At 44.6% G+C, this 22,822-nt stretch carries 18 protein-coding genes and 1 pseudogene; 12 read left to right on the plus strand and 7 right to left on the minus strand.

The window, feature by feature from the left end; all coding sequences use genetic code 11:
* Window positions 1–29: 29 nt before the first annotated feature.
* The gene (locus tag PLH26_RS01155) at window positions 30–2,960 is read right to left on the minus strand and encodes an FAD-binding and (Fe-S)-binding domain-containing protein (RefSeq protein WP_324584137.1); all 2,931 of its coding nucleotides are present in this window, start codon (window positions 2,958–2,960) and stop codon (window positions 30–32) included.
* A 206-nt stretch (window positions 2,961–3,166) separates the two neighbouring features.
* Between PLH26_RS01155 and PLH26_RS01160 the strand changes: the two genes are divergently transcribed.
* The gene (locus tag PLH26_RS01160) at window positions 3,167–3,370 is read left to right on the plus strand and encodes a hypothetical protein (RefSeq protein ID WP_324584138.1); all 204 of its coding nucleotides are present in this window, start codon (window positions 3,167–3,169) and stop codon (window positions 3,368–3,370) included.
* Between the two features lie 411 nt (window positions 3,371–3,781).
* Here the strand turns inward: PLH26_RS01160 and asnB are convergent, their stop codons facing one another.
* Complete coding sequence (gene asnB / locus PLH26_RS01165) at window positions 3,782–5,458, minus strand: asparagine synthase B (protein ID WP_324584139.1); 1,677 nt, start codon at window positions 5,456–5,458, stop codon at window positions 3,782–3,784.
* Window positions 5,459–5,837: 379 nt separating this feature from the next.
* Between asnB and PLH26_RS01170 the strand changes: the two genes are divergently transcribed.
* Together PLH26_RS01170 and PLH26_RS01175 are read left to right on the plus strand one after the other, a co-directional pair.
* Window positions 5,838–6,527, plus strand: a complete 690-nt coding sequence (locus tag PLH26_RS01170; RefSeq protein WP_324584140.1) for a helix-turn-helix transcriptional regulator — start codon at window positions 5,838–5,840, stop codon at window positions 6,525–6,527.
* 80 nt (window positions 6,528–6,607) lie between these two features.
* Window positions 6,608–7,573 carry an NADP-dependent oxidoreductase gene (locus PLH26_RS01175; protein WP_324584141.1) on the plus strand — a complete coding sequence of 322 codons (966 nt, stop codon included), beginning with the start codon at window positions 6,608–6,610 and terminating at the stop codon, window positions 7,571–7,573.
* Window positions 7,574–7,596: 23 nt separating this feature from the next.
* On the opposite strand, the gene PLH26_RS01180 is transcribed toward PLH26_RS01175, so the two are convergent.
* Window positions 7,597–8,628, minus strand: coding sequence for a phosphotriesterase family protein (locus PLH26_RS01180; protein ID WP_324584142.1), 1,032 nt, complete (start codon window positions 8,626–8,628; stop codon window positions 7,597–7,599).
* 75 nt (window positions 8,629–8,703) lie between these two features.
* Here PLH26_RS01180 and PLH26_RS01185 point away from each other — a divergent pair, with 75 nt between their 5' ends.
* The gene (locus PLH26_RS01185) at window positions 8,704–9,399 is read left to right on the plus strand and encodes a uracil-DNA glycosylase family protein (RefSeq protein WP_324584143.1); all 696 of its coding nucleotides are present in this window, start codon (window positions 8,704–8,706) and stop codon (window positions 9,397–9,399) included.
* A gap of 44 nt (window positions 9,400–9,443) precedes the next feature.
* Here PLH26_RS01185 and PLH26_RS01190 read toward each other — a convergent pair.
* Window positions 9,444–10,538: pseudogene (locus PLH26_RS01190) on the minus strand (Mrp/NBP35 family ATP-binding protein).
* 151 nt (window positions 10,539–10,689) lie between these two features.
* Between PLH26_RS01190 and PLH26_RS01195 the strand changes: the two are divergent.
* The 4 genes from PLH26_RS01195 (at window position 10,690) to PLH26_RS01210 (ending at window position 14,454) form a co-directional block, all read left to right on the plus strand.
* On the plus strand, window positions 10,690–11,331 hold the full coding sequence (locus PLH26_RS01195) for a carboxypeptidase-like regulatory domain-containing protein (protein WP_324584144.1): 642 nt from the start codon (window positions 10,690–10,692) through the stop codon (window positions 11,329–11,331).
* Window positions 11,332–11,533: 202 nt separating this feature from the next.
* Window positions 11,534–12,415 carry a 3-hydroxyacyl-CoA dehydrogenase NAD-binding domain-containing protein gene (locus PLH26_RS01200; RefSeq protein WP_324584145.1) on the plus strand — a complete coding sequence of 294 codons (882 nt, stop codon included), beginning with the start codon at window positions 11,534–11,536 and terminating at the stop codon, window positions 12,413–12,415.
* 67 nt (window positions 12,416–12,482) lie between these two features.
* Window positions 12,483–13,568 (plus strand): redoxin domain-containing protein, encoded by a 1,086-nt coding sequence (locus PLH26_RS01205; protein ID WP_324584146.1) that lies wholly within the window; start codon window positions 12,483–12,485, stop codon window positions 13,566–13,568.
* Between the two features lie 118 nt (window positions 13,569–13,686).
* On the plus strand, window positions 13,687–14,454 hold the full coding sequence (locus PLH26_RS01210) for a YdcF family protein (RefSeq protein WP_324584147.1): 768 nt from the start codon (window positions 13,687–13,689) through the stop codon (window positions 14,452–14,454).
* Between the two features lie 23 nt (window positions 14,455–14,477).
* On the opposite strand, the gene PLH26_RS01215 is transcribed toward PLH26_RS01210, so the two are convergent.
* The 3 genes from PLH26_RS01215 to PLH26_RS01225 form a co-directional block, all read right to left on the minus strand.
* Window positions 14,478–15,095, minus strand: coding sequence for an FMN-binding negative transcriptional regulator (locus tag PLH26_RS01215; RefSeq protein WP_324584148.1), 618 nt, complete (start codon window positions 15,093–15,095; stop codon window positions 14,478–14,480).
* Window positions 15,096–15,139: 44 nt separating this feature from the next.
* Window positions 15,140–16,102, minus strand: coding sequence for a bile acid:sodium symporter family protein (locus PLH26_RS01220; protein WP_324584149.1), 963 nt, complete (start codon window positions 16,100–16,102; stop codon window positions 15,140–15,142).
* A gap of 195 nt (window positions 16,103–16,297) precedes the next feature.
* On the minus strand, window positions 16,298–18,274 hold the full coding sequence (locus PLH26_RS01225) for a vWA domain-containing protein (RefSeq protein WP_324584150.1): 1,977 nt from the start codon (window positions 18,272–18,274) through the stop codon (window positions 16,298–16,300).
* Between the two features lie 236 nt (window positions 18,275–18,510).
* Here PLH26_RS01225 and PLH26_RS01230 point away from each other — a divergent pair, with 236 nt between their 5' ends.
* From PLH26_RS01230 to PLH26_RS01245, 4 genes are all read left to right on the plus strand, one after another.
* A complete protein-coding gene (locus tag PLH26_RS01230; RefSeq protein WP_324584151.1) occupies window positions 18,511–18,996 on the plus strand; it encodes an RNA polymerase sigma factor in 486 nt (161 codons plus the stop codon).
* Window positions 18,997–19,141: 145 nt separating this feature from the next.
* Entirely contained in the window at window positions 19,142–20,482 is a 1,341-nt protein-coding gene (locus PLH26_RS01235) for a carboxypeptidase-like regulatory domain-containing protein (protein ID WP_324584152.1), read from the plus strand.
* Between the two features lie 192 nt (window positions 20,483–20,674).
* Entirely contained in the window at window positions 20,675–21,508 is an 834-nt protein-coding gene (locus PLH26_RS01240; protein ID WP_324584153.1) for a DUF2911 domain-containing protein, read from the plus strand.
* Between the two features lie 491 nt (window positions 21,509–21,999).
* A complete protein-coding gene (locus tag PLH26_RS01245) occupies window positions 22,000–22,821 on the plus strand; it encodes a purine-nucleoside phosphorylase (RefSeq protein ID WP_324584154.1) in 822 nt (273 codons plus the stop codon).
* The last annotated feature ends 1 nt before the right edge of the window (window position 22,822 follow it).

Below are 22,822 nucleotides of genomic sequence, written 5' to 3' on the forward strand. Positions count from 1 at the left end.
GTGGCAACAAATATCTGTGCGAAGGCGTTTTATTTTTTTTCCTTCCCCAGCAAGGCATCATACAATATTTCTACCGGGTGTAAAGCTTTTTTTGATGCCCCGTCTTTGATCTGGTGCCTGCAACTGGTGCCCGGCGCGGCAATGATTACATCCGCCGCCTGCCGTCGAACGGCGGGCAGCAATACCAGCTCGCCTATTTGCATGGAAAGATCGTAATGCTCTTTTTCATACCCGAATGATCCGGCCATTCCGCAGCACCCGGAAGGAATGATCTGCACGACATAATTTTGAGGCAGTGACAATATTCTAACCGAAGGAGCCATAGACGACAATGCTTTCTGGTGACAGTGCCCGTGCAAAACGATCTTCCTTTGCTCCTTTGTAAACCGCTCAGTGGTAATATTCCCCGCATCTGTTTCACGGCTTAAAAATTCTTCAATGGTAAATACATTTGCCGATAATCGTTTTGCTTCGTCCAGCAATGCGTCGTCGGCAAGATCAATGTATTCATCCCTGAAAGTGAGTATGGCAGAGGGCTCTATCCCCACCAGTGGTGTTTGTTCATTTATTAATGGAGACAGGAGCTTTATATTTTTTTCGGCAATCACTTTTGCCTTGCGCAAAAGCCCCTTGGAAAGCCACGACCGGCCACTCTCCGTGTGTTCGGGGATGATCACTTCATACCCCAGTTCCTCCAGTAGTAAGATCGCTTTGATGCCTGTTTCGGTATCGTTATAATTGGTAAACTCATCGCAAAACAGGTATACTTTTCTGGTATTGCTTTTTGTTTGCTGCCGGCAATGTTTATTGTACCATTTCTTTAATGTAGTGCTGTACAATCCGGGCATGGAACGTTTGGGAGCAAACCCGACGATGCGTTTTGCCAGGCCGGCAGTTAATTTACCGGTCATTAACGTATTGTATAACCCCGGCAGCAACGCACCTGCTTTCGATAACCTGGTAAAATTGGCGATGAGCCGGCTGCGCAGCGGCACACCGTTGGCATCGTAATACTGCTGCAAAAATTCGGCCTTCAGCTTGGCCACATCCACGTTGGAAGGACATTCCGATTTGCAACCCTTGCAACTCAGGCACAGATCCATTACTTCATAAATTTCTTTATGATCAAAACGGTTGATCTTGCTTGAATGCGTAAGAAACTCTCTTAAAATATTGGCTCTCGCCCTCGTAGTATCTTTTTCATTCTTGGTTGCCATATAGGAGGGGCACATGGTTCCTCCCGACAAATGTGTTTTACGGCAGTCGCCTGATCCGTTGCACTGTTCCGCATGCTGCAACACATCCTGGTTGGGGTATCGGAAAACGGTTTTAAAAGCAGGCGTTCGCTGACCGGGCTCATAGCGCAGCATGGTATTCATGGCCGGCGTATCAACAATTTTGTTGGGATTGAAAATATTGTGCGGGTCCCACGCTTTCTTTATCGCTTTGAGCAACTGATAGTTTTTTTCACCGATCATTTGCCTGATGAATTCCCCCCTTAACCGTCCGTCGCCATGCTCGCCGCTCAATGAGCCTTTGTATTTTTTTACCAGTGTGGCTATTTCTTCGGCAATGGTGCGGAACAGGAGATTTCCTTCTTTGGTTTTCAGGTTGATGATGGGACGCAGGTGTATTTCCCCGCTGCCCGCATGCGCATAATGCACGGAATAGAGATTGTACTTTTTAAGTATCTCATTAAATTCGCGTATATAGGCAGGAAGATCATTTACATCTACCGCGGTGTCTTCAATTACCGGCACCGCCTTATCATTACCAGGCAGGTTGCTCAGCAGGCCGAGCCCGGCTTTTCTCAGCGTCCATATTTTCTTTGTATCATCGCCAAACAATAAAGGGAAATAATAACCCAGTCCGGCTGCCCGCATTTCCGCTTCTACCTCTTTGGCGATAGCAGTAATTTCTTCTCTTGTATCGCGGGTATACTCTATTACCAGTATAGCGCCCGGATCACCCTGCACAAAAAAACGGTTTTTACGCTGCTCGATATTGTCTTTTGTACATTCAAGAATATAATGATCTATCAGTTCGCTCGCCGAAGGCCGGTATTTTAATCCTATCAAATTTGCTCTCAGCGATTCATCTATGGTATTAAAATGCACGCAAAGCAGCCCGGATTCCTTCGGCAACGGAACTACATTCAATTTAATTTCGATTATGAAAGCCAGTGTGCCTTCGGATCCGGCAATAAGCTTGCAAAAATTAAAATCTTCCTCACCCGCGGCAAAAGGCGCGGTTTCCAGCAGTAAATCCACAGCATAGCCCGTGTTTCTCCTTTCTACTGTTTTTTTAGGAAACTCCTTTCGGATCTCCTGCTGCGTTTCGTAATTGCTCAATAAGCTCCGGATATTTTGATAAATTTTCCCTTCCAGCGTGGGCGCTTCACATTTGGCATGAAAAGCTTCTATATCCAGGGCTTTAAATACCGCCTCGGAACCATCGCTCAGCAAAGCCTTTATTTCAATCAGGTGCTCGCGTGTACTGCGGTAAATTACGGAGTTGGAGCCACATGAGTTATTACCCACCATGCCGCCCATCATTGCCCTGTTGGCAGTAGATGTTTCGGGACCGAAAAACAATCCATGGGGTTTGAGAAAAAGGTTCAGCTCATCTCTTATAACGCCGGGTTGCACACGAACCCAGTTTTCTGTTGTATTGAGCTCAAGTATTTGCGTGAAATATTTTGATACATCCACCACTATACCATTGCCTACTACCTGCCCTGCAAGTGATGTGCCGGCTGTTCGCGGGATCAGTGAAGTTTTTTGCGCATGGGCAAACGCGATCAGTTTCTTAATATCTGCTACTGTCCGGGGTATGGCAACCGCCAAAGGCATCTCGCGGTAAGCTGAAGCATCGGTTGCATATAATGTTCTTATCGTTTTATCGTAATAGAATTCACCTTCCAGGGTTTGCGAAAGCTGCACCAATTGAGTTGTCGTCATTGCTTAAAATGTAAAAATCATCGTGGTTAGGGTGTTTATCTTTGGTAATCAGATCTCTGATATCCGGAAGCGAATTTAGCTTTTTATTTTTAAGAATGCTGATAACGAAAGCCGCGGCGCCTTCTTTAAATATGATAAATTCCGGTATACATTAACATCATTTAACATGGTATATGTTTTGCAGCTTTATCTTTGTAATAAAAAAGATGAAAAAATCCGATAAAGTACTCGTTGCGGTGGCCATCGGCTTTTTGGCCGGATTGGCTGTATATGCCGCCCGCCGCTATAAAGAAAGGAGCATGCTTAATCAGGTTGCCAATGAAGGATATGAAACCGCCCATGATATCCTTTTTCCCGACAAAGACCAGATAGGAAAGAAATTGCACTACGGCCCTGTTCTGCCTGAGTAAGCAGCTTTCAGCTATCAGCACTCATTGCTCAGAGCTGATCTGGCAGCACTCTTCGGATGAAATCTGATATTTATTGGTTTCTTGTAATTTGTCTTTTGGTGCTTTGCGTTCAGACGCGGTGCTGACCCTCCTGCATCGGGTGCCGACCGCATCTCCGGATTTCCGGAAATTTATGGTTTTTAATTTTTTGTTTATTGTTGTATTTTCTTCGGATCTAGAGCTTATGGCTTCAGATTTGAAATTTATTTGGTTCTTGTCTTTTGTGATTTGGTTCTTCCCTTCGGATTTAGCGCTTAAGACTTCGGATTTGAAATTTATTTGGTTCTTGTGATTTGGTTCTTATTATTTGTTCTCCGGTGCTTTGCGTTCGGATGCGATGCTGACCCTCCTGCGTCGGGTGCCGACCGCATCTTACTTTTCCTCATACGCCATGTTGTGCACAGTGGCCACTGCACGTCCGGAAGGGTCATTGAGGTTTTGAAAAGATTTATCCCAGGCCAGCGCTTCAGGCGTACTGCAGGCCACGGAAGGCACGGAAGGCACACAGGCTGCCGCTACATCCGACGGAAAATGTTCACTGAATATGGAACGGTAATGGTATTCTTCCTTCGACATCGGCGGGTTAACAGGAAACCTGTACCTCGCGTTTGCAAGCTGCTCATCCGTAACTTTCAGGCTGGCAATGGTTTTGAGCGTATCAATCCAGCTATACCCCACGCCATCGGAAAATTGTTCTTTCTGCCGCCAGGCAATGCTTTCCGGCAGGTAATCTTCAAAAGCCTTACGCAGGATCCACTTTTCTATTTTACCATCCTTGGCCATTTTATCTGCAGGGTTCAACCGCATAGCCACATCCATAAATTCTTTGTCTAAAAACGGCACCCGACCCTCTATGCCCCAGGCAGCCAGTGATTTATTGGCGCGCAGGCAGTCATACAAATGCAGTTTGCCCAGTTTGCGTACGGTTTCTTCGTGAAAGGCCTCCGGGTTGGGCGCTTTATGAAAATACAGGTAACCGCCAAACAATTCATCTGAACCTTCGCCCGACAGCACCATTTTTATACCCATAGACTTAATGATCCTCGCCATCAGGTACATAGGCGTGGAGGCTCTTATGGTGGTTACATCATAGGTTTCCAAATGATAGATCACATCTCTAATTGCGTCCAATCCTTCCTGTATGGTAAAATGGATCTCATGATGCACTGTACCGATATGGTCGGCCGCTTTTTGCGCCGCTGCCAGGTCGGGCGAGCCTTTTAAGCCCACGGCAAATGAATGCAGCTGCGGATACCATGCAGCCTGTGTGTCGCCGGATTCAACTCTTTTGGCAGCAAACTTTTTGGTAACCGCCGCTATAATAGAGGAGTCGAGCCCTCCCGACAGCAAAACGCCATAGGGCACATCACTCATCAACTGGCGGTGTACCGCATCTTCAAGGGCCTTGCGTAAAACGGCAATGTCTGAAACATTGTTTTCTACATTTTTATACTGCTCCCAATCGCGCTTATACCAGCGTTTCAATTCATAGCCGCCGTCTTTACTGTATAAATAATGCCCCGGTAAAAACTCCTTAATGTTATTACAAACGCCTTCCAGCGCTTTCAATTCGGAAGCAACATAAAAATTGCCCCATTCATCCCAACCCATGTAAAACGGAATGATGCCGATATGGTCGCGGGCAATAAAATAAGACCCGTCTGTTTTGTCGTATAAAGCAAATGCAAATATCCCGTTCAGGTCTTCCAGGAAATGAATGCCCTTCTCGCGGTATAAAGCCAGTATTACTTCACAGTCGGATTGGGTTAAAAATTCATACCCGGGCAATGATTTGCGAATATCCCGGTGATTGTATATTTCCCCGTTTACTGCAAGTACCAGCGTTTTGTCTTTTGTATACAAAGGCTGCCTGCCCGACTGGGGATCCACAATTGCCAAACGCTCGTGCGCTAAAACAATATCGTCATCGCTGTATATACCCGACCAGTCCGGACCACGGTGGCGGATCTTTTTCGACATGCTCAGTATCTTAGGTCGGAGCGATTCTGTACCCGTTTTACAATCGAATACGCCAACTATGCCACACATAAATATTTCGTTTTAATATTTTTATTGAAAAATTTCATTAAAATTAGGTAAAATATTGAGATATGGAAAATATTTTTGATTATTTAATTGAAAATATTTAAAATAATCAACAGTTAAGAAGAAAATATTTAAAAATTGATTGGTATGTGCATTTTATAGATGACGAGACCGCCTACAGCGGAGTCGCGGTTGGTGTGGTCGCTATGGTCGTCAACTTAAAACTTTTTAATTGCCGTGGCACGTGTGTTACATACCACCACAAGGGCTTCAGGTATAAATTGCTGTCAAACGTGAAATATGAGAAGAAGATGCAAAATTCAGAGCACACTTCTCCGGTCAGCAGTTTGTGCTTAATTTTAAACCTTAAAATCAGAAAGCATTGAATAGAATTGACCGGCTCATGGGCATCTTAACCATGCTGCAATCCAAAAAATTTATGCCTGCGGAACGCATAGCCGACAGGTTTTCAATAAGCATACGCACGGTGTACCGCGACGTGAAAGCGCTTACGGAAATTGGCGTACCGGTAAGCTTTGAAAATGGCCGGGGTTATTTTATTGTGCAAGGCTATTTTTTACCGCCGGTATCATTTACCAATGAAGAAGCCAATGCACTGATACTCATGGAAAGCATTACCGCCCGGTTTTCCGATCAATCCATCCGGAAGCACTACGAAACGGCTTTGAACAAAGTACGGTCGGTGCTGCGCGGAAACCAGAAAGAAAAGCTGGAACAATTACAATCCCAGATCAAAACAGTAACATGCTCGTTTGGCGGAAATAATTTCGCTTACTTATCCGGGATCCAGAATGCCATATCCACCCAAACCATTCTTAACCTGGAATACCAGAATATGAATGACGAGGTTAGCGCCAGGGCAATAGAACCCATAGGTCTTATATTCTATGCTTTTAACTGGCATATGATCGCATGGTGCTGGTGGCGCAATGATTACCGTGATTTCAGAGTGTCCCGCATTTTAAAGTTATCGTCTTCAGGAACTGCATTCCGGAAAAAAGATCATAGAGACATCAATGAATACATGAAATTGTTGCCCGTTAATTATTAGCCGGCAACGGAGCAACAGGTGCACAGCCTGCCAAATAAATTAAGCACAACAGGCTTTTTTTGAAATTTTAATTTGATACTATGACTCAGGGAAATAACTTAATGAAAGCAATTGTATTGCACGGCTTTGGCGATACCGGGAACCTGGTTTTGGAAGAAGCGCCGGTTCCGTTAATAACAAACGAAGAAGTACTGGTAAAAGTGAAGTCGGCCGCCATCAACCCTATTGATGCAAAAACCCGTTCGGGCAAAGGGCTATCCGGAATGCTGAAAGATGAAACACCATTGATACTGGGCTGGGACATTTCGGGCATAGTAACAGAAACCGGTGAAAGTGTTACAGCATTTAAAAAAGGCGATGAAGTATTTGGTATGGTCAATTTCCCCGGCCACGGCAAAGCCTATGCGGAATATGTAGCAGCTCCTGCCGCTCACCTCGCGTTAAAGCCGCTCAATATTTCTTTTAATGAAGCTGCCGCGGCTTCACTTGCCGCATTAACCGCATGGCAGTCTATGAAAGCATTTACTTCTATACAAAAAGGGCAAAAAGTGCTGATCCACGCCGCTGCGGGAGGCGTAGGACATTATGCCGTGCAAATAGCTAAATATTCCGGTGCATGGGTAGCGGGAACCGCTTCGGTGGCAAACAGGGATTTTGTATTGGGCCTCGGCGCCGACAAACATATTAACTATAACGCTGCGCCACTGGAAGAACAGGTATCGGATATTGATTTTGTATTGGATACGCTTGGCGGAGAAAGCATTGACCGTTCCATAGGCGTGATGAAAAAAGGCGCTACCATCATCAGCATCCCTTCCGGGATGAATGAAGCAGTTGGAGAAAAAGCCGCTGCAAAAGGAATGCATGGCTATGCTTTTAAAGTAAAATCGAACGGCAATGACATGAAGGAAATAGCCAGCCTCCTGGAGAAAGGCATTGTTAAATCACATGTTTCAGATGTTTTTTCTTTTGCTGACATAGCGAAAGCCCATGCGCAAATAGAAACGGGCAGAACAAAAGGAAAGGTTGTTGTGGCTTGGCAGTAAGGCAGCATAGAAGCAGCGGGAAGCTACGCTCTTCTAACCTTAACCGTTAATGCTTTGGCCGGGTTAACAATAAAAACCTGCTGTATTTCACCTTCATTAAATCCCTCTTTCCTCAACAAAGGCAACATCAATTTAAAAACGGTATTGAAAGATCTGAACCGACCACCACCGGGCTCGCCTACATGGTACCAGCCTGCATCATGAGAGATAAGCGTTCTGTGCAAAAGCTTTTCTGCTTTCATATCCTTCAAAAATTGTATGTATTGCTGCACTGAACCATCGTTGAGCCCGTCAAAAGAAACCCATCCCCCTTCTTTTGCAACCTGTACATGAACCTGCCTGTTCCTTTCGCTTTGCGCATGAATCCACACCCACGCTTCAGGACGCACACGCATAGCTTTTATTATCTTCAGTTCCTCCAGCGCAGCTTCCCCGTTGCCTGTGTGCACCCCAAAAGTTAATCCCGTTGATAAATGCGTTAATGCTGCCGCCTCAATAAGCTTTTGCTGTACCGGGGATAACGGGAAAGCATCCACGCCGGTTTTAATGAAGCCCGGCTTGATACCGGTACCTTCTATACCTGTTTCCCATTCGTTGATCCAGCGTGCTGCCAGTTGTTTGGCCGAATCGGTATAAGCATGCTTAGGCAAAAATTTTTCTTTTGCGGCCCCATAATAACCGGTATTGGAAATTATATGAAGCCCGCTGGCTTTCGATAATCTCTGCAATAAAGCTGTATTTCTTCCAAGATAATTGGGTGTGCATTCCACCAGGGTTTTACAACCATTCTCTACAGCTTCCTGCAAAACAGGCAGCGCTTTATTGTATACTTCATCTGCATTGTAGCGGGATGTAGTTATTTTGTCTGCACCGATAAAATCTACCAGGATATGCTCATGTGTTAGTGTAAACCCTGCACGGGCAGCAGGGATATGCCCGTTTACGGTCATTATATAATCTTCATCCCCCGCGGAGGTGCGCATTATGCCCCGCAAGGGCAGCACATAAGGCGTGCACAATAAAAAGCCTGAACGGATAAAATCTTTGCGATGCATGGAATATTTGAAATTGGAGATTTGAGATTGATATGTCCATTTCCCTTTATAAAATTACTTACCTTCCTTCACTATATGTCAACATTTGCCGATAAAGTAATTGCATTTAACCAATCGCTGCATTTCACAGGTAAATTACCGCCCGGTATACGGGTAATGAATCCTTTCCGCGAGAATAAAAACAGCCTGGCCGTTTCATCTGCTTTCTACAAAAAATACTATAGCGACAATAACCGGCGGCACATTATCCTGGGCATCAACCCCGGAAGATTTGGGGCAGGATTAACAGGCGTTCCATTTACCGATCCCAAAAGACTGGTTGAAAAATGCGCGATCGCATACCCCGGAGCCCCGGCACACGAACCTTCATCCGTATTTATATATAATATGATAGAAATATATGGCGGTCCGGAAAAATTTTATGGAAAATTCTATATCAATTCCATCTGCCCTCTGGGCTTTACCATAAAAAACAGTTTGGGAAAAGAAGTGAATTATAATTTTTATGACAGTAAAGCATTGGCCGCCGCCGCGCATGATTTTATGATCCGGAGCATCAAAAAGCAAATTGCATTGGGAATAGATACCGATATATGCTTTTGCCTGGGCAGCGGTAAAAATGAAAAGATACTGCTCGGGCTAAATAACACACATGGTTTCTTTAAAAAGATCACAGCGCTCGAACATCCCCGCTTTATAATGCAATACAAATCAAAGTATATGCAGGAATATATTGATAAATACCTCACTGCATTCAGTATGGTAGAATAATCCGTTTCCGCGTTTGTCCCTCCCTGCGCCGGGTGCCGGCAGCATTATACCACGATCTCCACAATTTTAGTTGCATCCATGTTGGCATTGCGCATGGCTATGCTTCGAACAGTGTTGCCAGCAAAACTGCTGAAGGCTTTCCGCGTGATCTCATCATCGCTGACCATTGCCGGTATGCCTATATCACCGCCTTCCCTTATGCCCTGCACCAATGGTATTTGTCCCAAAAAAGGAATATCAAATTCTTCAGCCAATCGCTTACCGCCTTCCTTTCCAAAAATATAATACCTGTTTTCTGGCAGTTCTGCCGGCGTAAACCAGCTCATATTCTCTACCAGCCCGATAACGGGCACTTTAATCTGAGCCTGTCCAAACATGGCAATGGCTTTTTTGGCGTCTGCCAGTGCTACAGGCTGGGGAGTGGTTACTACCACTGCTCCTGTTACAGGAACCGTTTGAACCAATGTTAGATGAATATCGCCGGTACCTGGCGGCATATCAATTACCAGGTAATCCAGATCACCCCACTCCACATCCGTTACAAACTGCCGTATGGCGCTGCTTGCCATGGGCCCGCGCCATACGATCGCCTGCCGTTCATCTACCAGCGAGCCTATACTCATCAGCTTTATGCCAAATTTTTCCAGTGGGATGATAATACCTTATTCGCCCTGTTTTTTCATGAGCGGTCTTTCACCCCGTACACCAAACATCATAGGTACGCTTGGCCCGTAGATATCGGCATCCATCAGCCCCACAGAAGCGCCACCTTCTGCCAGCGCAAGGGCTAAATTAGCCGCCACCGTAGATTTGCCAACGCCGCCTTTACCGCTTACCACAGCAACAATATTTCTCACTCCCGGCAATAAGGCTTTATTGTCTTTCCGGTTGCTGTTGGTATTGGCTGTAAATTTTATATTTACGTCTGCATTTTTATTTACCAGCAGGTGTATCGCATTTACACATGCGTTTTTGATCATATCTTTTAAAGGGCATGCAGGCGTAGTAAGCACAACTGTAAAAGAAACCTTATCTCCTTCTGTTACAATGTCTTTAACCATGTTTAGTGTTACGAGATCTTTACCCAGATCGGGCTCAATTACATTTCCCAGCGCTTTCAGAATATCACTTTCTTTCATCTGCCGAACTTTTTGTTAAAAAAAATATTGTCCCGCAAAGTTAAGCCCATAAATGCTTACTTTGTTTTTTTCGTACGTTCGGGTTAAATTGGGTTTTTTGAATGGTTGAGTAGTGATTTTAGGGTATTATTGCAGTTCATCTAACAGGTTAATGAAACATTTTTTACGATATATTTTTTTCTCGTTCTTTTTAATCCCCTTCGCGGCAAAAGCGCAGTTTGAATCCCTGAAAGACTCTGTTGTTCAGTTATATGGTATAGTAATGACGCACGACAGCTTAAAAGGCATCCCGGGAGTAACAGTAATGGTAAAGGGGCAAAACAGGGGAACCATCACCAATGAGCAGGGCGTTTTTTCGATAGTGGTATTAAAAGGTGATGAAATTCAGTTTTCGCATGTGTCCTACAGGAGTGAAACAGACAAGATCCCGACCAACCTTGAAGGGAACCAATACAATATGGTGAAACTACTGGCCGAAGACACCATTTACCTTCCTACAGCTATTATCAAAGCCCGGCCAACCCGTGAACAGTTTGAGCGCGATTTTGTTAATAATGATGTTCCGGATGACGGGATAGAAATTGCCCGTCAAAATACCAGCGAAGCCAAAAGAAGGATACTGGCCCGGTCTTTACCCCGCGATGGCGGCGAAGCTGCCAATTATGCATTAAGCAAAAATGCCCAGGGCTACTATTACAGCGGGCAGGCACCACCTATGAACATATTTAATCCGTTCGCATGGAGTGAATTTGTGAAAGCATGGAAAAGAGGGGATTTTAAAAAGAAAAATTAGGTGAGGAGTAGTGGATTGTGAATTGTGAGTGGTGAGTAGTGAGTGATTTCACACGGTGAGGGGTGAAACGTGAGAAGTGAAAGGCGAGACATGTCAGCATGCTGATCGCTCAAAGCCGATTGCTGAAAGCTGATCGCCCAAAGCTCACAGCTCATAGCCGATAGCTGAAAGCCTACAGCCCATACCCCATCAACATACGATCATGATAAAAAACATTGCTGTTATTGGCGCAGGCACCATGGGCAACGGCATCGCTCATGTATTTGCGCAGTACGGGTTTAATGTAACGCTTACAGATATCAGCGAAGCTGCATTGGGAAAAGCCATTGAGACCATCTCTAAAAATGCAGACCGCCAGGTAAGCAAAGGGATCATTACGCAGGCAACAAAAGACAGGATACTTTCAACCCTCCACACTTCTACCAGCATAGAAACAGGCGTTGCCAAAGCCGACCTGGCAATAGAAGCAGCAACGGAAAACCAGGCAGTCAAGTTAAAAATATTTAAAGAGCTGGATGCATTTACTCCGCCCTCATGCATACTGGCCACCAATACTTCTTCTATTTCCATTACAGCTATAGCTGCAGTTACCGGTCGTGCCGAAAAGGTTATCGGCATGCATTTTATGAATCCCGTGCCGGTAATGAAATTGGTGGAGGTCATCAACGGATATGCCACCGCAAAAGAAGTAACCGGCGAAATTGTTCATATTGCCCGGCAATTGGATAAGATCCCCTGCATTGTGAACGACTACCCCGGCTTTGTTGCCAACCGGGTCCTTATGCCCATGATCAATGAAGCGATATACAGCCTGTATGAAGGAGTAGCGGGAATTGGAGAGATTGATACTGTAATGAGATCGGGCATGGCCCATCCCATGGGGCCTCTGCAACTGGCCGATTTTATCGGGCTGGATGTTTGTTTGAGCATATTAAAAGTATTGTATGAAGGATTTGGCAATCCCAAATACGCGCCCTGTCCTTTGCTGGTAAACATGGTGGCTGCCGGTAGACTGGGTGTTAAAAGCAGCGAAGGATTTTACAAATACACACCCGGCAGTAAGGAATTGGTACCGGCTTTTTGAAAATGTCGCGGTCGGCACGCGAGGAAGGAGCGTCAGACCGCAGGCAGGAATTTGAAAATGATAATTAATGCGACATTTACTTTGCTTATTCCTGATATGCCTGAGCGGACCTCATATTCATGCACAAAAAACGCAGGGTGATCCTTTTATTTTAAAGGGCAAAGTAATAAATTCTAAAAATCCGGTAATCTATTTGATATACGATATAGATGGGAAACGCACAACAGACAGTTCCAAATTACAACACGGAAATTTTCATTTTAAAGGAAAAATAAAAGAACCGACATGGGCTATTCTAAGAGGGAATCCTAAAATTATGGATGATGCAGAAAATCCAAATATTGTTGATTTTTTCATGGAACCAACAACAATGACGGCAACTGTTCGATATAATCATTTTAAAGAGATTAACATATCAGGTTCAAAAACACAGATTGAATATGAAATGCTCCAAAAACAATATAATTCAATAAACAAAAACGCTGATTCTCTTTACGAAAAATTTTCAGACCTAAATCGGAAATTCATAATCAACAACCCGAATTCTTATGTTAGCGCTTTTAAATTATGGAGTTATCAAACGAGATGGACAATAGATTCAGTAAAATCACTTTATACAAAACTTACCCCTTCAATTCAAAATAGTGCTTATGGAAAGGAGATAAAAAAAGCTATAGATGAAATAGAAAATAATTCCGAAGGTGAACCGGCTAAAGTATTTAAAAGTACTGATATCAATGGAAATACGTTAAGCTTGTCAGACTTCAAAGGCAAATACGTACTGCTTGACTTTTGGGGTAGCTGGTGTGTGCCCTGCAGACAGGGCATGCCGCATCTTATTGACTTATTTAACAAATATCACAACAAGGGATTTGATATTATTGCAGTAGCTGAAGAATATGACCAAACCGGAACACCGTGGCGGGATGCAGTAAAAAAAGACAGAACAGGAATCTGGCATAATGTGCTGAGCGGAGTAAAAATCAATACCGATGGTACTCCGGATAAATCACAATCAATAACGACGCTTTTTGGTATTCATGTGTTTCCCACAAAAATTTTAATTGACAAAGCCGGTATTATCATTGGCCGATATACCGGTACTGATGAAGCGGTATTTCTTGACAAAAAGCTAAGCGAGATATTTAAGTAACATTACATTTTCGCGGAATATAGCGCTGTCTCTCTGGCATCATCGACTGATACCTGATACCTGACTGCTGTCACCTGATTATTTTTGGGTTTCTACGCACCGCAATGTATCTTGAAGCATGATGTTCATTATTTCCAAACTCGTCATTGTATTGCTGAACCCTGTACTGTGGATCGTAGCCGTTTTTGTATGGGGATGGTTAAGCAAAAAAGCAGTCAGAAAAAAGAGATGTTATATCGCCGGCACCATCATGCTCCTGTTCTTCACCAATCCTTTTATCATCAGCCAGCTTATCCTTGCTTACCAGCCCGAAAAAGTGACCCTCCGGCCAGATGAACGGTACAGCGCAGGTATTTTATTAGGCGGCTTTGCGGGAAAGAACAATACAGACAAACAAACCTATTTCAGTGATCAAAGCGACAGGTTCATACAGGCAGCGTTGTTGTATAAAACCGGACATATACAAAAAATAATCATAGCGGCAGGCGATGGCAGCGTCTTTAACCGGGGAGCCTTCAGGGAGGGAGACTTTATTCAGCAGCAGCTCATTGCCATGGGCATTCCACCAGAGGCGATCGCCCTGGACAGGAATTCACGGAATACAGCCGAAAATGCAGCGAATGCCAGAAAGATCATTGATTCACTACGGCTTCCCCCACCCTACCTGCTGGTTACTTCGGCGATACATATTCCCCGCGCAAAAAAAACCTTTATCAAAGCGGGTATTGAGGTCGTTGCTTACCCGGCTGCTTTTTTTGTTAAACCACCCGATAGTGTTGTGCCCACCGATTATATGCTTCCGTCGGCCAACGCGCTCAGGTGCTGGGACATGTATTTAAGAGAAGTTACAGGCAGCTTTATGTATTGGATAACCGGAAGAGGATAGCAGCGTGATAGGTGCACGATGCTTTATCCGGCATCCAGGTTTCGTTTCATGTAGTCTGCAATATGCCGCTCATTACCGTTACTGCTACCTGAAAGTGAGCTGATGATTTTTCTTTGTTCGGGCTCTGTTTTATTCTGGCTCAGCTTTTTCTTTCCCTGCAGCTCCGTTACTTCAATTTCAAAAGCCACAATGCCCTTTATCATTTTCAATTTATAATCATCAGGCAAACCATTCCATTGCTGCATGTAAGCCGATTCGTAGTTACCGATAGTTGCTTCCAGTATTTCAATCACTTTATCCGTTTGTGTAACAAGCCTTCCGCGGCCGTACGTGTGAACTGAAATATAATTCCATGTAGGAACATTCAGCACCTTATCATAGTTCCCGGGTGAGATATAAGCATTCGGTTCGGTAAAGATCACCAAAACTTTGTTTTCAACAATTGTTTTCCATTGTTCATTTGCTTTTGCAAAATGAGAAGTCAGTATAATCTTATCGTCGCGAACCGATACAAGAAAGGGCAGATGTGTAGCTACAGGCAAATTTTCTTTGGCAGTAATGATGGTTGCAAAGCTGAATCGTTTCATGAAGGCAGCCACCTCTTCACGATCTGTCATGGCATTTACCGTGGGGATATACATAGCCTGATCTTTTATTTTCCGGAGTTAATTGTGTACAGCAATCCTTAATGCTTTTCTTTCCTTCCAAACCACCCTGCAATATAACTTACAATAAATAACTGGAACGCATGAAAGATCATCAGCGGCAGCAGCATAAACCCGGCGAAAGCTGCATTGCTGAACAGTACTTTTGAAAATACGGTGCCGTGCACCAGTGATTTTTTTGAGCCGCAAAACAAAGCGGTGATCCTGTCTTCTTTATTGAAGGAAAGCAAAATACTGATCAGATAAATGATGCCATACAACGCAAAGAACAAAACAATAGCAATAATGCATATGAGTGCCAGGTCTTTCCATCGCATCCCTGAAAATGTACCGTCCGAAAAAGATTCCGCAAAACTTTTATACACGATCAAAACAATAACGCTCTTGTCAAATACAGCCAGTTGTTTACCATACCTGGCAGCCCAGTGTCCTATAACACGTTGCATGGCAATACCGGCAATTACAGGTATAATGATCTCAACGATCAGCCTCACATAAATTTGCAGGAAATCAACGTTGTTTTGCTGTTGCTGTAAAAACAAACCCATCCATAAGGGCGTCAGCACAATGCCAATAAGTCCCGAAATGCTCGCATTAAAAATGGCGGCAGGTAAATTGCCTTTTGCCATAGCCACCATTACAACAGAGGAAGAAACCGTTGAAGGCAATGCGGCTAAAAAGAATACAGACAGCCAGATCATTTCCTGGTGTTCTGTTTGCAAAAAAGGATAAGCAGTAAGCACCAGTAAGGGGCAGATAATAAAAGTAGCTGCCTGAACAACGATGTGCAGCTTCCAGTTTTTTAATCCCGTCATTATTTTTTCCGGGCTCAGCTTCACGCCATAAAAAAAGAAGATCAGCGCAATTCCGGCAGTGCAGATAGCATCCAGCGGAATGCTGCTTCCGGCAGCGCCAAACTGCGGGAAAAACCAGGCAACCGCAACAGCGATGAACAGGGCCGATACAAACCTGTCTAATTTCATGCTGTATATTACAACGTTTAACTAAATCCGAAGCGTTTTAATTTCAAAATCCGAAAAAGAAAACTTAAGAAAGGAACCAAATAACAAATAACAAAATTCAAATAAATCTCAAATCATAAATCAAAGATGCGGTCTCACCTTCCTTATATATTGGGTGCCGACCGCATCGAAGATATTATACTTTTATGCCTGCATTTATTTTCGCCCCGCCAATTCATCTTCGCCTGTGCTGCGCTTTTCCAGCTTCGCCAGGCTTCCTGCTTTCTTCACCAGTTCTAAAAACCCTTTGCGATAACCTTCAGCATCATCACCGACAGCGGAGTTAGCCAATGCCAGCACATTGTTATACGAAGATTGCTGCATGAACTCCGAATGGGTGAGCAGCATACCGAACTGTGCCACGGCGGCGGCAAAACGAAAATTACCGGAGGTATTGTTCAATGCAATGTGCCCGTCAGTTACCGGGTGTTCCGTTAACTTACTCTTTTCACCTGCAGGGTCTTTGTACCTGAACTTGATCGTCAGCAACTCAGGTGAACTATTGACTGTTCTCTGTTTTGCCTCACCCTGGTATTTCAACGGATCCACTTTTTCTACGAAATCACTCTGTACGCCCACTGGAATTACTTCATATAAAGCCGTGACGGTATGCCCGCTCCCCAGCTCACCTGCATCTTTTTTATCGTTATTGAAGTCTTCTTTATTCAGCATACGGTTTTCATAACCGATCAAACGGTAGGCCTGCACTTTGGCCGGATTGAACTCTACCTGCAATTTCACATCCTTGGCAATGGTAAATAAGGTGCCCCCAAATTCGCTCACCAATACTTTTTTCGCTTCGTTCATATCATCAATATAAGCATGGTTACCATTGCCTTTATCAGCCAGCTTTTGCATTTTATTGTCTTTGTAATTTCCCATGCCATAGCCCAGCACCGTTAAAAAAACACCGCTCTTTCTTTCCTGTTCAATTAATCTTTCCATATCATCATCGCTGCTGGCGCCTACATTAAAATCGCCATCGGTACATAAAATAACACGGTTGTTGCCGCCCTGCACAAAGTTTTGCCGGGCTATGTTGTACGCTAATTTAATGCCCGCACCACCGGCAGTAGAACCACCTGCCGTTAACCTTTCAATAGCATCCTTAATGGTTTGTGTATTTGCCCCGCTTGTGGCAGGCAATACCAGTCCTGCGCTGCCGGCATATACCACTATAGCCACCTTATCCTTTTCACGCAACTGATCCGTTAGCAGCTTCATGGATTGCTTTACCAGTGGCAGTTTATTCACAGCTTCCATTGAACCCGATACATCAATCAAAAAGACCAGGTTGGATGCCGGGATATTTTCCGTTGACACTTTCTTTCCCTGCAGGCTCACCAATACCAGGCGGTGATCTTTATTCCAGGGCGCTTCAGACAGCTCGGTATAGATAGAAAAAGGTCTCCCGTTTGCCGGCTGCGGATAATCGTAATGAAAATAATTGATCATTTCCTCAATGCGTACCGCCCCGGCCGGCGGTAACTGACCGTTGTTTAAAAACCGGCGTACATTGCTGTAAGAAGCCGCATCCACATCTATAGAAAAAGTTGACAACGGGTTCTCTTTCACCGTAAGAAACCGGTTTTCTGTGATGCCGTCATAATCTTCGGTATTAAAATCCTCATCCCCCGGCTGGTACAGCCGGTAATACCGGTTACCCGCTTTCCGTGCAGCAGGCGAAGGATAGGAAGCATCTGCTTGTACTGCGACACCTGCCACGCTGCCCTGCAACATCCTGTTTGTTTCCGCCTCCCGTACCGCCGATCCTGTAAAGTTTTTCTTGCTGACAGGGCCATAGCCGGTAATCACTACTTCCTCAAGGCTATCTGCTGTTGGGGACAGCTGTACATAGAGCATTGATTTACCAGATACTTCTACCTCTTTGTCACCAAATCCCAGTGATGAAAAAATCAATACCGCATTGGTATCCGAAACGGTGATGATAAAATTGCCGTTAGCATCGGTTTGGGTGATATTTGCCGTTCCTTTTTCCGTAACGGCTACCGCCGGAAGGACTGCGCCGGTGCTATCGGTTACTGTACCTTTTACCGTAAAAGAAGTTTTTGGCAAGAAAGCTGTTAAGGCCGCAATAATGATCATTCCGCAAATGATGGTTACCTGCTTCATAAAAATGATTTTTAAGGTTTAGTTTGAATGATGGATGCCATAACCGGCAGTATTACACACGCACATGAACTTTTTTTTATACGCAAAGGCGGGAATGAGCCGGTTGCACTTCTCTTTCTTATTATCTTTTATCTTTGATTTTACTTTTTTGCCATTGTTTGAATTTTATTAAAAACATATCAACCGCCGGTAACACGGATACTGAGCTGATTGCCCTGTATAAGCAAACAAATGATATGCGGGTACTGTCGGACCTGTACCAGCGTTATATGGAGCTGGTATACGGGGTTTGCCTGAAATATTTTAAAGATGCAGAGCAGAGCAAAGATGCCGTAATGAATATTTTTGAGGAACTCGTTGAGAAACTGAAGCAGCACGAAGTAAGCAATTTTAAAAGCTGGCTTCATACACTTACCCGGAACCACTGCCTTATGCAGTTGCGTACACCCAGGAACCTGAAAACCACCAAATTTAACCAGGAATATATGCAATCGGCGGAAACTGTGCATCTTAATGGGATGCTGGAAAAAGAAGAACAATTTGTTAAATTAGAGAAATGTATTCAAAGCTTATCGGAAGAACAGAAGAAAACAGTTGAATTGTTTTATTTACAGCAAAAATGCTACGACGAAATTGCCGAGATCACTGGATACGAATGGAAGAAGGTAAGGAGCTATATTCAGAACGGAAGAAGAAATTTGAAAATTTGTATGGAGGAGTGAAGAATGTGGCGGTCGGTACGCGACGAAAGGAGCGTCAGACCGCATGGGCGAGTAGGGTGAGGTATGAAGTGTAAGGCACAGGGACATTTCACAATTCACTACTCACTATTCACAACTCACTATTCACCACTGACTAAAACAATCAATGCCGGAAAACAATAAACATATCAAATCATATACGGCGGCGGATATACAACGCTACCTGAACCGGGAAATGCCTGCGCTGGAAAGGCATGCCATGGAAAAAGCCGCGCTGGAAGACCCCTTCCTCGCAGAGGCAATAGAAGGCTATGCACAGCACTCCCCGGCAACTTTTTTGCAGGATATAGAAGGTCTCAAAAAAAGACTGCAGGAAAAAAACGACACGAAAGTAATTCCTGTACGCAGCGGGAAAGTATGGTGGAGCGCAGCAGCGGCCATTCTTATTATGTGTGGAGCAGCGTTTACCTGGTACTGGCTAACTCCCGCCGGGAACGATATTGCGCAGCAAAACAAAAAAGAGCAAAAAGTTGCGCCATTAAAAGAAACACAGGACACTGCTGAAATGCCGGCAGCAGTTGCTGGTTCAGAAGATATTGCTTTGCAGGAAAATGAGACCCGTAAACAAACCACTGAACCGGCTTCGGCGCCGGAGAAAGAAACTCCCGGCTTATCCCGCTCCACTTCCGAAAAAACAGCACGCCCTGCCCCGCTCCGGGCAAAAGGAGAAAAGGATACTGTAATCCCGGCACCTTCGGTGAACAGGGAAGACCAGGCTTCAGCAGCCACTGTACTGCGGGCACAAACAGTTGAAGAAGAGGATAAAAGAAAAAGCAGCGTAAACATACTCCGCTCCACTTCATCAACAATACCCAATAATATCCCGGCGGCAGCATCTACCCATATAATAACCGGGAAAATAACCGACGAGAATAATAAACCGTTGCCTTTTGTAAATATCCGTATCAATCATACACCGGCAGGCACGTATAGCGATGCAGAAGGGAATTTCAGGCTCATGAGCGGAGACACATCATTGGCAGTGAATATAAAATCTATAGGCTTTCAACCACAGCAGGTGGTTCTGTACGCCGGCGCTCCTGTTAACAATATCATGCTCCGGCCCGATGGCAAACAACTGGCAGAAGTTACCATATCGGGCTATGGGGCACACAGCAAAAAAGCAATGACAAGCAAAAAAGCAATAACAAAGGATGAAGCCCCCGGTGAAATACCTGAAGCAGCACCTGCAGACGGGTGGGGCAATTATAACATATACTTAGTTAACAATACCCGCCTGCCCGGTACAACGCCTGCTTCAGGCCGCGGATTTGTTGACCTGGCATTTACCGTAGACCAATACGGGAGCCTTTCCGGTTTTAAGATCATACATTCTACCTGCCCGCAGTGTAATAAGGAGGCCATCCGGGTTGTAAAGGAGGGTCCCAAATGGAAATTACTGGAAGGCGACATCCCTGCAAAAGCTACCCTTACCGTTCAGTTCTGATCGTTAGAACAACCGCATAAAAAACATATTTTGTTAAACCTGGCATAATTCTTTTCAATTTCCTTCCGGGCTTGAATTACATTATTGTAAACATTATCTTCGCCGCAATAAACAACAGTGCAATAAACAATGCGCACAGCAGGGTTTATTCATTAAAAAAGACCTGATTAATCAACCAAAAAACAACTACAGATGAAAAAGATCTTTTTACTTGCCGCTTTTTCTACAGTGATCTGTTTTGCAGAAGCACAACAATTAAAAACGCCGGCCGCTTCGCCATCGCAAACAGTAAAGCAGGAGTTTGGCTTATCTGCCGTTGAACTGTCTTATTCAAGACCGGCAGTAAAAGGCAGAACCATATTCGGCGACCTGGTACCTTACGGTAAAGTATGGCGCACAGGTGCAAACGGCGCTACCACTATCAGCTTTGGCGATGATGTGACTTTTGGCGGCAAAAAAATCCCGGCCGGCAAGTACGGACTGCTTACGATCCCCAATGCGTCTGAGTGGACGGTGATCTTAACCAAACAGTTAAATGTAACCAGCCCGTCTGCCTACAAGGAAGACCAGGACGTAGCCCGTGTTAAGATCAACGCCGTAGATCTTCCTTTTCCGCTGGAGTCTTTTTTGATTTCTTTTGATAACGTCCTGGCATCCTCCATGGACATGATCATCGGATGGGACAGAACGGTCGTTATCATTCCCATTACAACGGATGTAAACACCAAGATCAATGCGCAGATCAGCAGCATGGAAGGAAAAGAGAATTTCCCTTTCTTCGCCGCTGCCGCTTATTACCTTGAAAATGGCAAGGACCTGAATAAAGCGCTTGGCTGGTTCAACAAAGCAACAGAAAAAGAGCCCAATGCATTTTGGATCTGGCACCAGAAGGCAAAATGCCTGGCAAAGCTGGGCAAAACAAAAGAAGCCGTTGCAGCAGCCAATAAATCTACAGAGCTGGCTACCATTGCAAAAAACGAAGATTATGTAGCGCTGAACAAAAAATTACTGGCTGCGCTGAACTGATCCAACTATTATCCGCGATTCAGATATATGCTCACCAAATGCACGAATTATTGCAAATCAATTCGTGCATTTCTCATTTACAGGCCCCGCAAAAGCCCTTTTCCTGTTTACAATGCTTACAGGAACTGCAATTCCTACAGGCTTTGCAGTTTTTGTTTCCCGTGCAGGCAGCAACAGTTGAAGCATCAGCACGGCTATTTTGCGCTACAGCGGTATGGCGGTATTGCTGCATTCCTATCAGCAGCATACATACCGTTGCCGGTAAAAGGATCAGCAGCAAAAAAAGCCTTAGTTTTTTAGCAACCATAGGGTCTATATTTAGGACGGTAAACTGAAACTATTTTTGCAAAACGTTAATAATCCTCTTCAAGTATAATAAAACCGGTAAAAAGCCGGAAGTTTCGATGAATGCAGGCAGGGTAAACGCTTCTTTTACAGTCCTCTCTTTTTCCCTTCTTCAGTGCGTATCTTTGCCGCCATAAAATACCCGCATGAGCGCAATGCCTGAAAAAATAACTGAAGCCGTTTCATATATCAAAAGCTGCTACCGTTTCCCGGCAGAAATCGGTATTGTACTGGGCAGCGGACTCGGCAATTTCGTGGAAGAAATGATTGTTGAGAAAGAGATTTATTATACGGAGATCCCGCATTTCCCGGTTTCTACCGTTGAAGGGCATTCGGGCAGGCTGATCTTTGGGCAGCTGAGCCAGAAAAGAATTGTAGTAATGGCCGGTCGCCCGCACTTTTACGAAGGATACGCCGCTGCAGAAGTTGCTTTTCCTGTTCGGGTAATGAAATTACTGGGTATTCATACTTTACTGATCAGCAATGCTGCCGGAAGCGTTAATGCTTCGTTTGCCGTAGGCGACCTGATGATCATCACCGATCATATAAGCCTGGCCACTGTAAACCCTTTAATTGGCAGAAATGAGGAGGCATTCGGCTTGCGCTTCCCGGATATGAGCGAGCCTTATTCCAAAGTACTGATCAAAAAAGGAAAAGCAATTGCAGCGCAACTGGGCTACCCGGTTAAAGAAGGTGTATACTTTGGTGTAACAGGACCAACATTTGAAACCCGTGCCGAATACAAAATGATCAATGTGCTGGGGGGAGATGCCGTAGGTATGAGCACGGTGCAGGAAGTGATCGCAGCAGCGCATGCGGGCATAAAAGTATTTGGCATAAGCGTAATTACCGACCTGGGCATACGGGAAGAAGACAATATCATCACACATGAAGAAGTGCTGGAGGCAGCAGCAGCAGCAGAGCCAAAGCTTACCGCCTTATTTAAAGAGTTGGTTAAAGCTATTTGAT

This window comes from Agriterribacter sp. (genome assembly GCF_035444585.1).
Classification (GTDB): domain Bacteria; phylum Bacteroidota; class Bacteroidia; order Chitinophagales; family Chitinophagaceae; genus Agriterribacter.

Excerpts from the sequence above, each read along its gene's own strand:
- PLH26_RS01155 (WP_324584137.1), bottom strand. The coding sequence starts at position 2,960 with ATGACGACAACTCAATTGGTGCAGCTTTCGCAAACCCTGGAAGGTGAA.
- PLH26_RS01160 (WP_324584138.1), top strand. The coding sequence starts at position 3,167 with ATGAAAAAATCCGATAAAGTACTCGTTGCGGTGGCCATCGGCTTTTTG.
- asnB (WP_324584139.1), bottom strand. The coding sequence starts at position 5,458 with ATGTGTGGCATAGTTGGCGTATTCGATTGTAAAACGGGTACAGAATCG.
- PLH26_RS01175 (WP_324584141.1), top strand. The coding sequence starts at position 6,608 with ATGACTCAGGGAAATAACTTAATGAAAGCAATTGTATTGCACGGCTTT.
- PLH26_RS01180 (WP_324584142.1), bottom strand. The coding sequence starts at position 8,628 with ATGCATCGCAAAGATTTTATCCGTTCAGGCTTTTTATTGTGCACGCCT.
- PLH26_RS01185 (WP_324584143.1), top strand. The coding sequence starts at position 8,704 with ATGTCAACATTTGCCGATAAAGTAATTGCATTTAACCAATCGCTGCAT.
- PLH26_RS01195 (WP_324584144.1), top strand. The coding sequence starts at position 10,690 with ATGAAACATTTTTTACGATATATTTTTTTCTCGTTCTTTTTAATCCCC.
- PLH26_RS01200 (WP_324584145.1), top strand. The coding sequence starts at position 11,534 with ATGATAAAAAACATTGCTGTTATTGGCGCAGGCACCATGGGCAACGGC.
- PLH26_RS01205 (WP_324584146.1), top strand. The coding sequence starts at position 12,483 with ATGCGACATTTACTTTGCTTATTCCTGATATGCCTGAGCGGACCTCAT.
- PLH26_RS01210 (WP_324584147.1), top strand. The coding sequence starts at position 13,687 with ATGATGTTCATTATTTCCAAACTCGTCATTGTATTGCTGAACCCTGTA.
- PLH26_RS01215 (WP_324584148.1), bottom strand. The coding sequence starts at position 15,095 with ATGTATATCCCCACGGTAAATGCCATGACAGATCGTGAAGAGGTGGCT.
- PLH26_RS01220 (WP_324584149.1), bottom strand. The coding sequence starts at position 16,102 with ATGAAATTAGACAGGTTTGTATCGGCCCTGTTCATCGCTGTTGCGGTT.
- PLH26_RS01225 (WP_324584150.1), bottom strand. The coding sequence starts at position 18,274 with ATGAAGCAGGTAACCATCATTTGCGGAATGATCATTATTGCGGCCTTA.
- PLH26_RS01230 (WP_324584151.1), top strand. The coding sequence starts at position 18,511 with ATGCGGGTACTGTCGGACCTGTACCAGCGTTATATGGAGCTGGTATAC.
- PLH26_RS01235 (WP_324584152.1), top strand. The coding sequence starts at position 19,142 with ATGCCGGAAAACAATAAACATATCAAATCATATACGGCGGCGGATATA.
- PLH26_RS01240 (WP_324584153.1), top strand. The coding sequence starts at position 20,675 with ATGAAAAAGATCTTTTTACTTGCCGCTTTTTCTACAGTGATCTGTTTT.
- PLH26_RS01245 (WP_324584154.1), top strand. The coding sequence starts at position 22,000 with ATGAGCGCAATGCCTGAAAAAATAACTGAAGCCGTTTCATATATCAAA.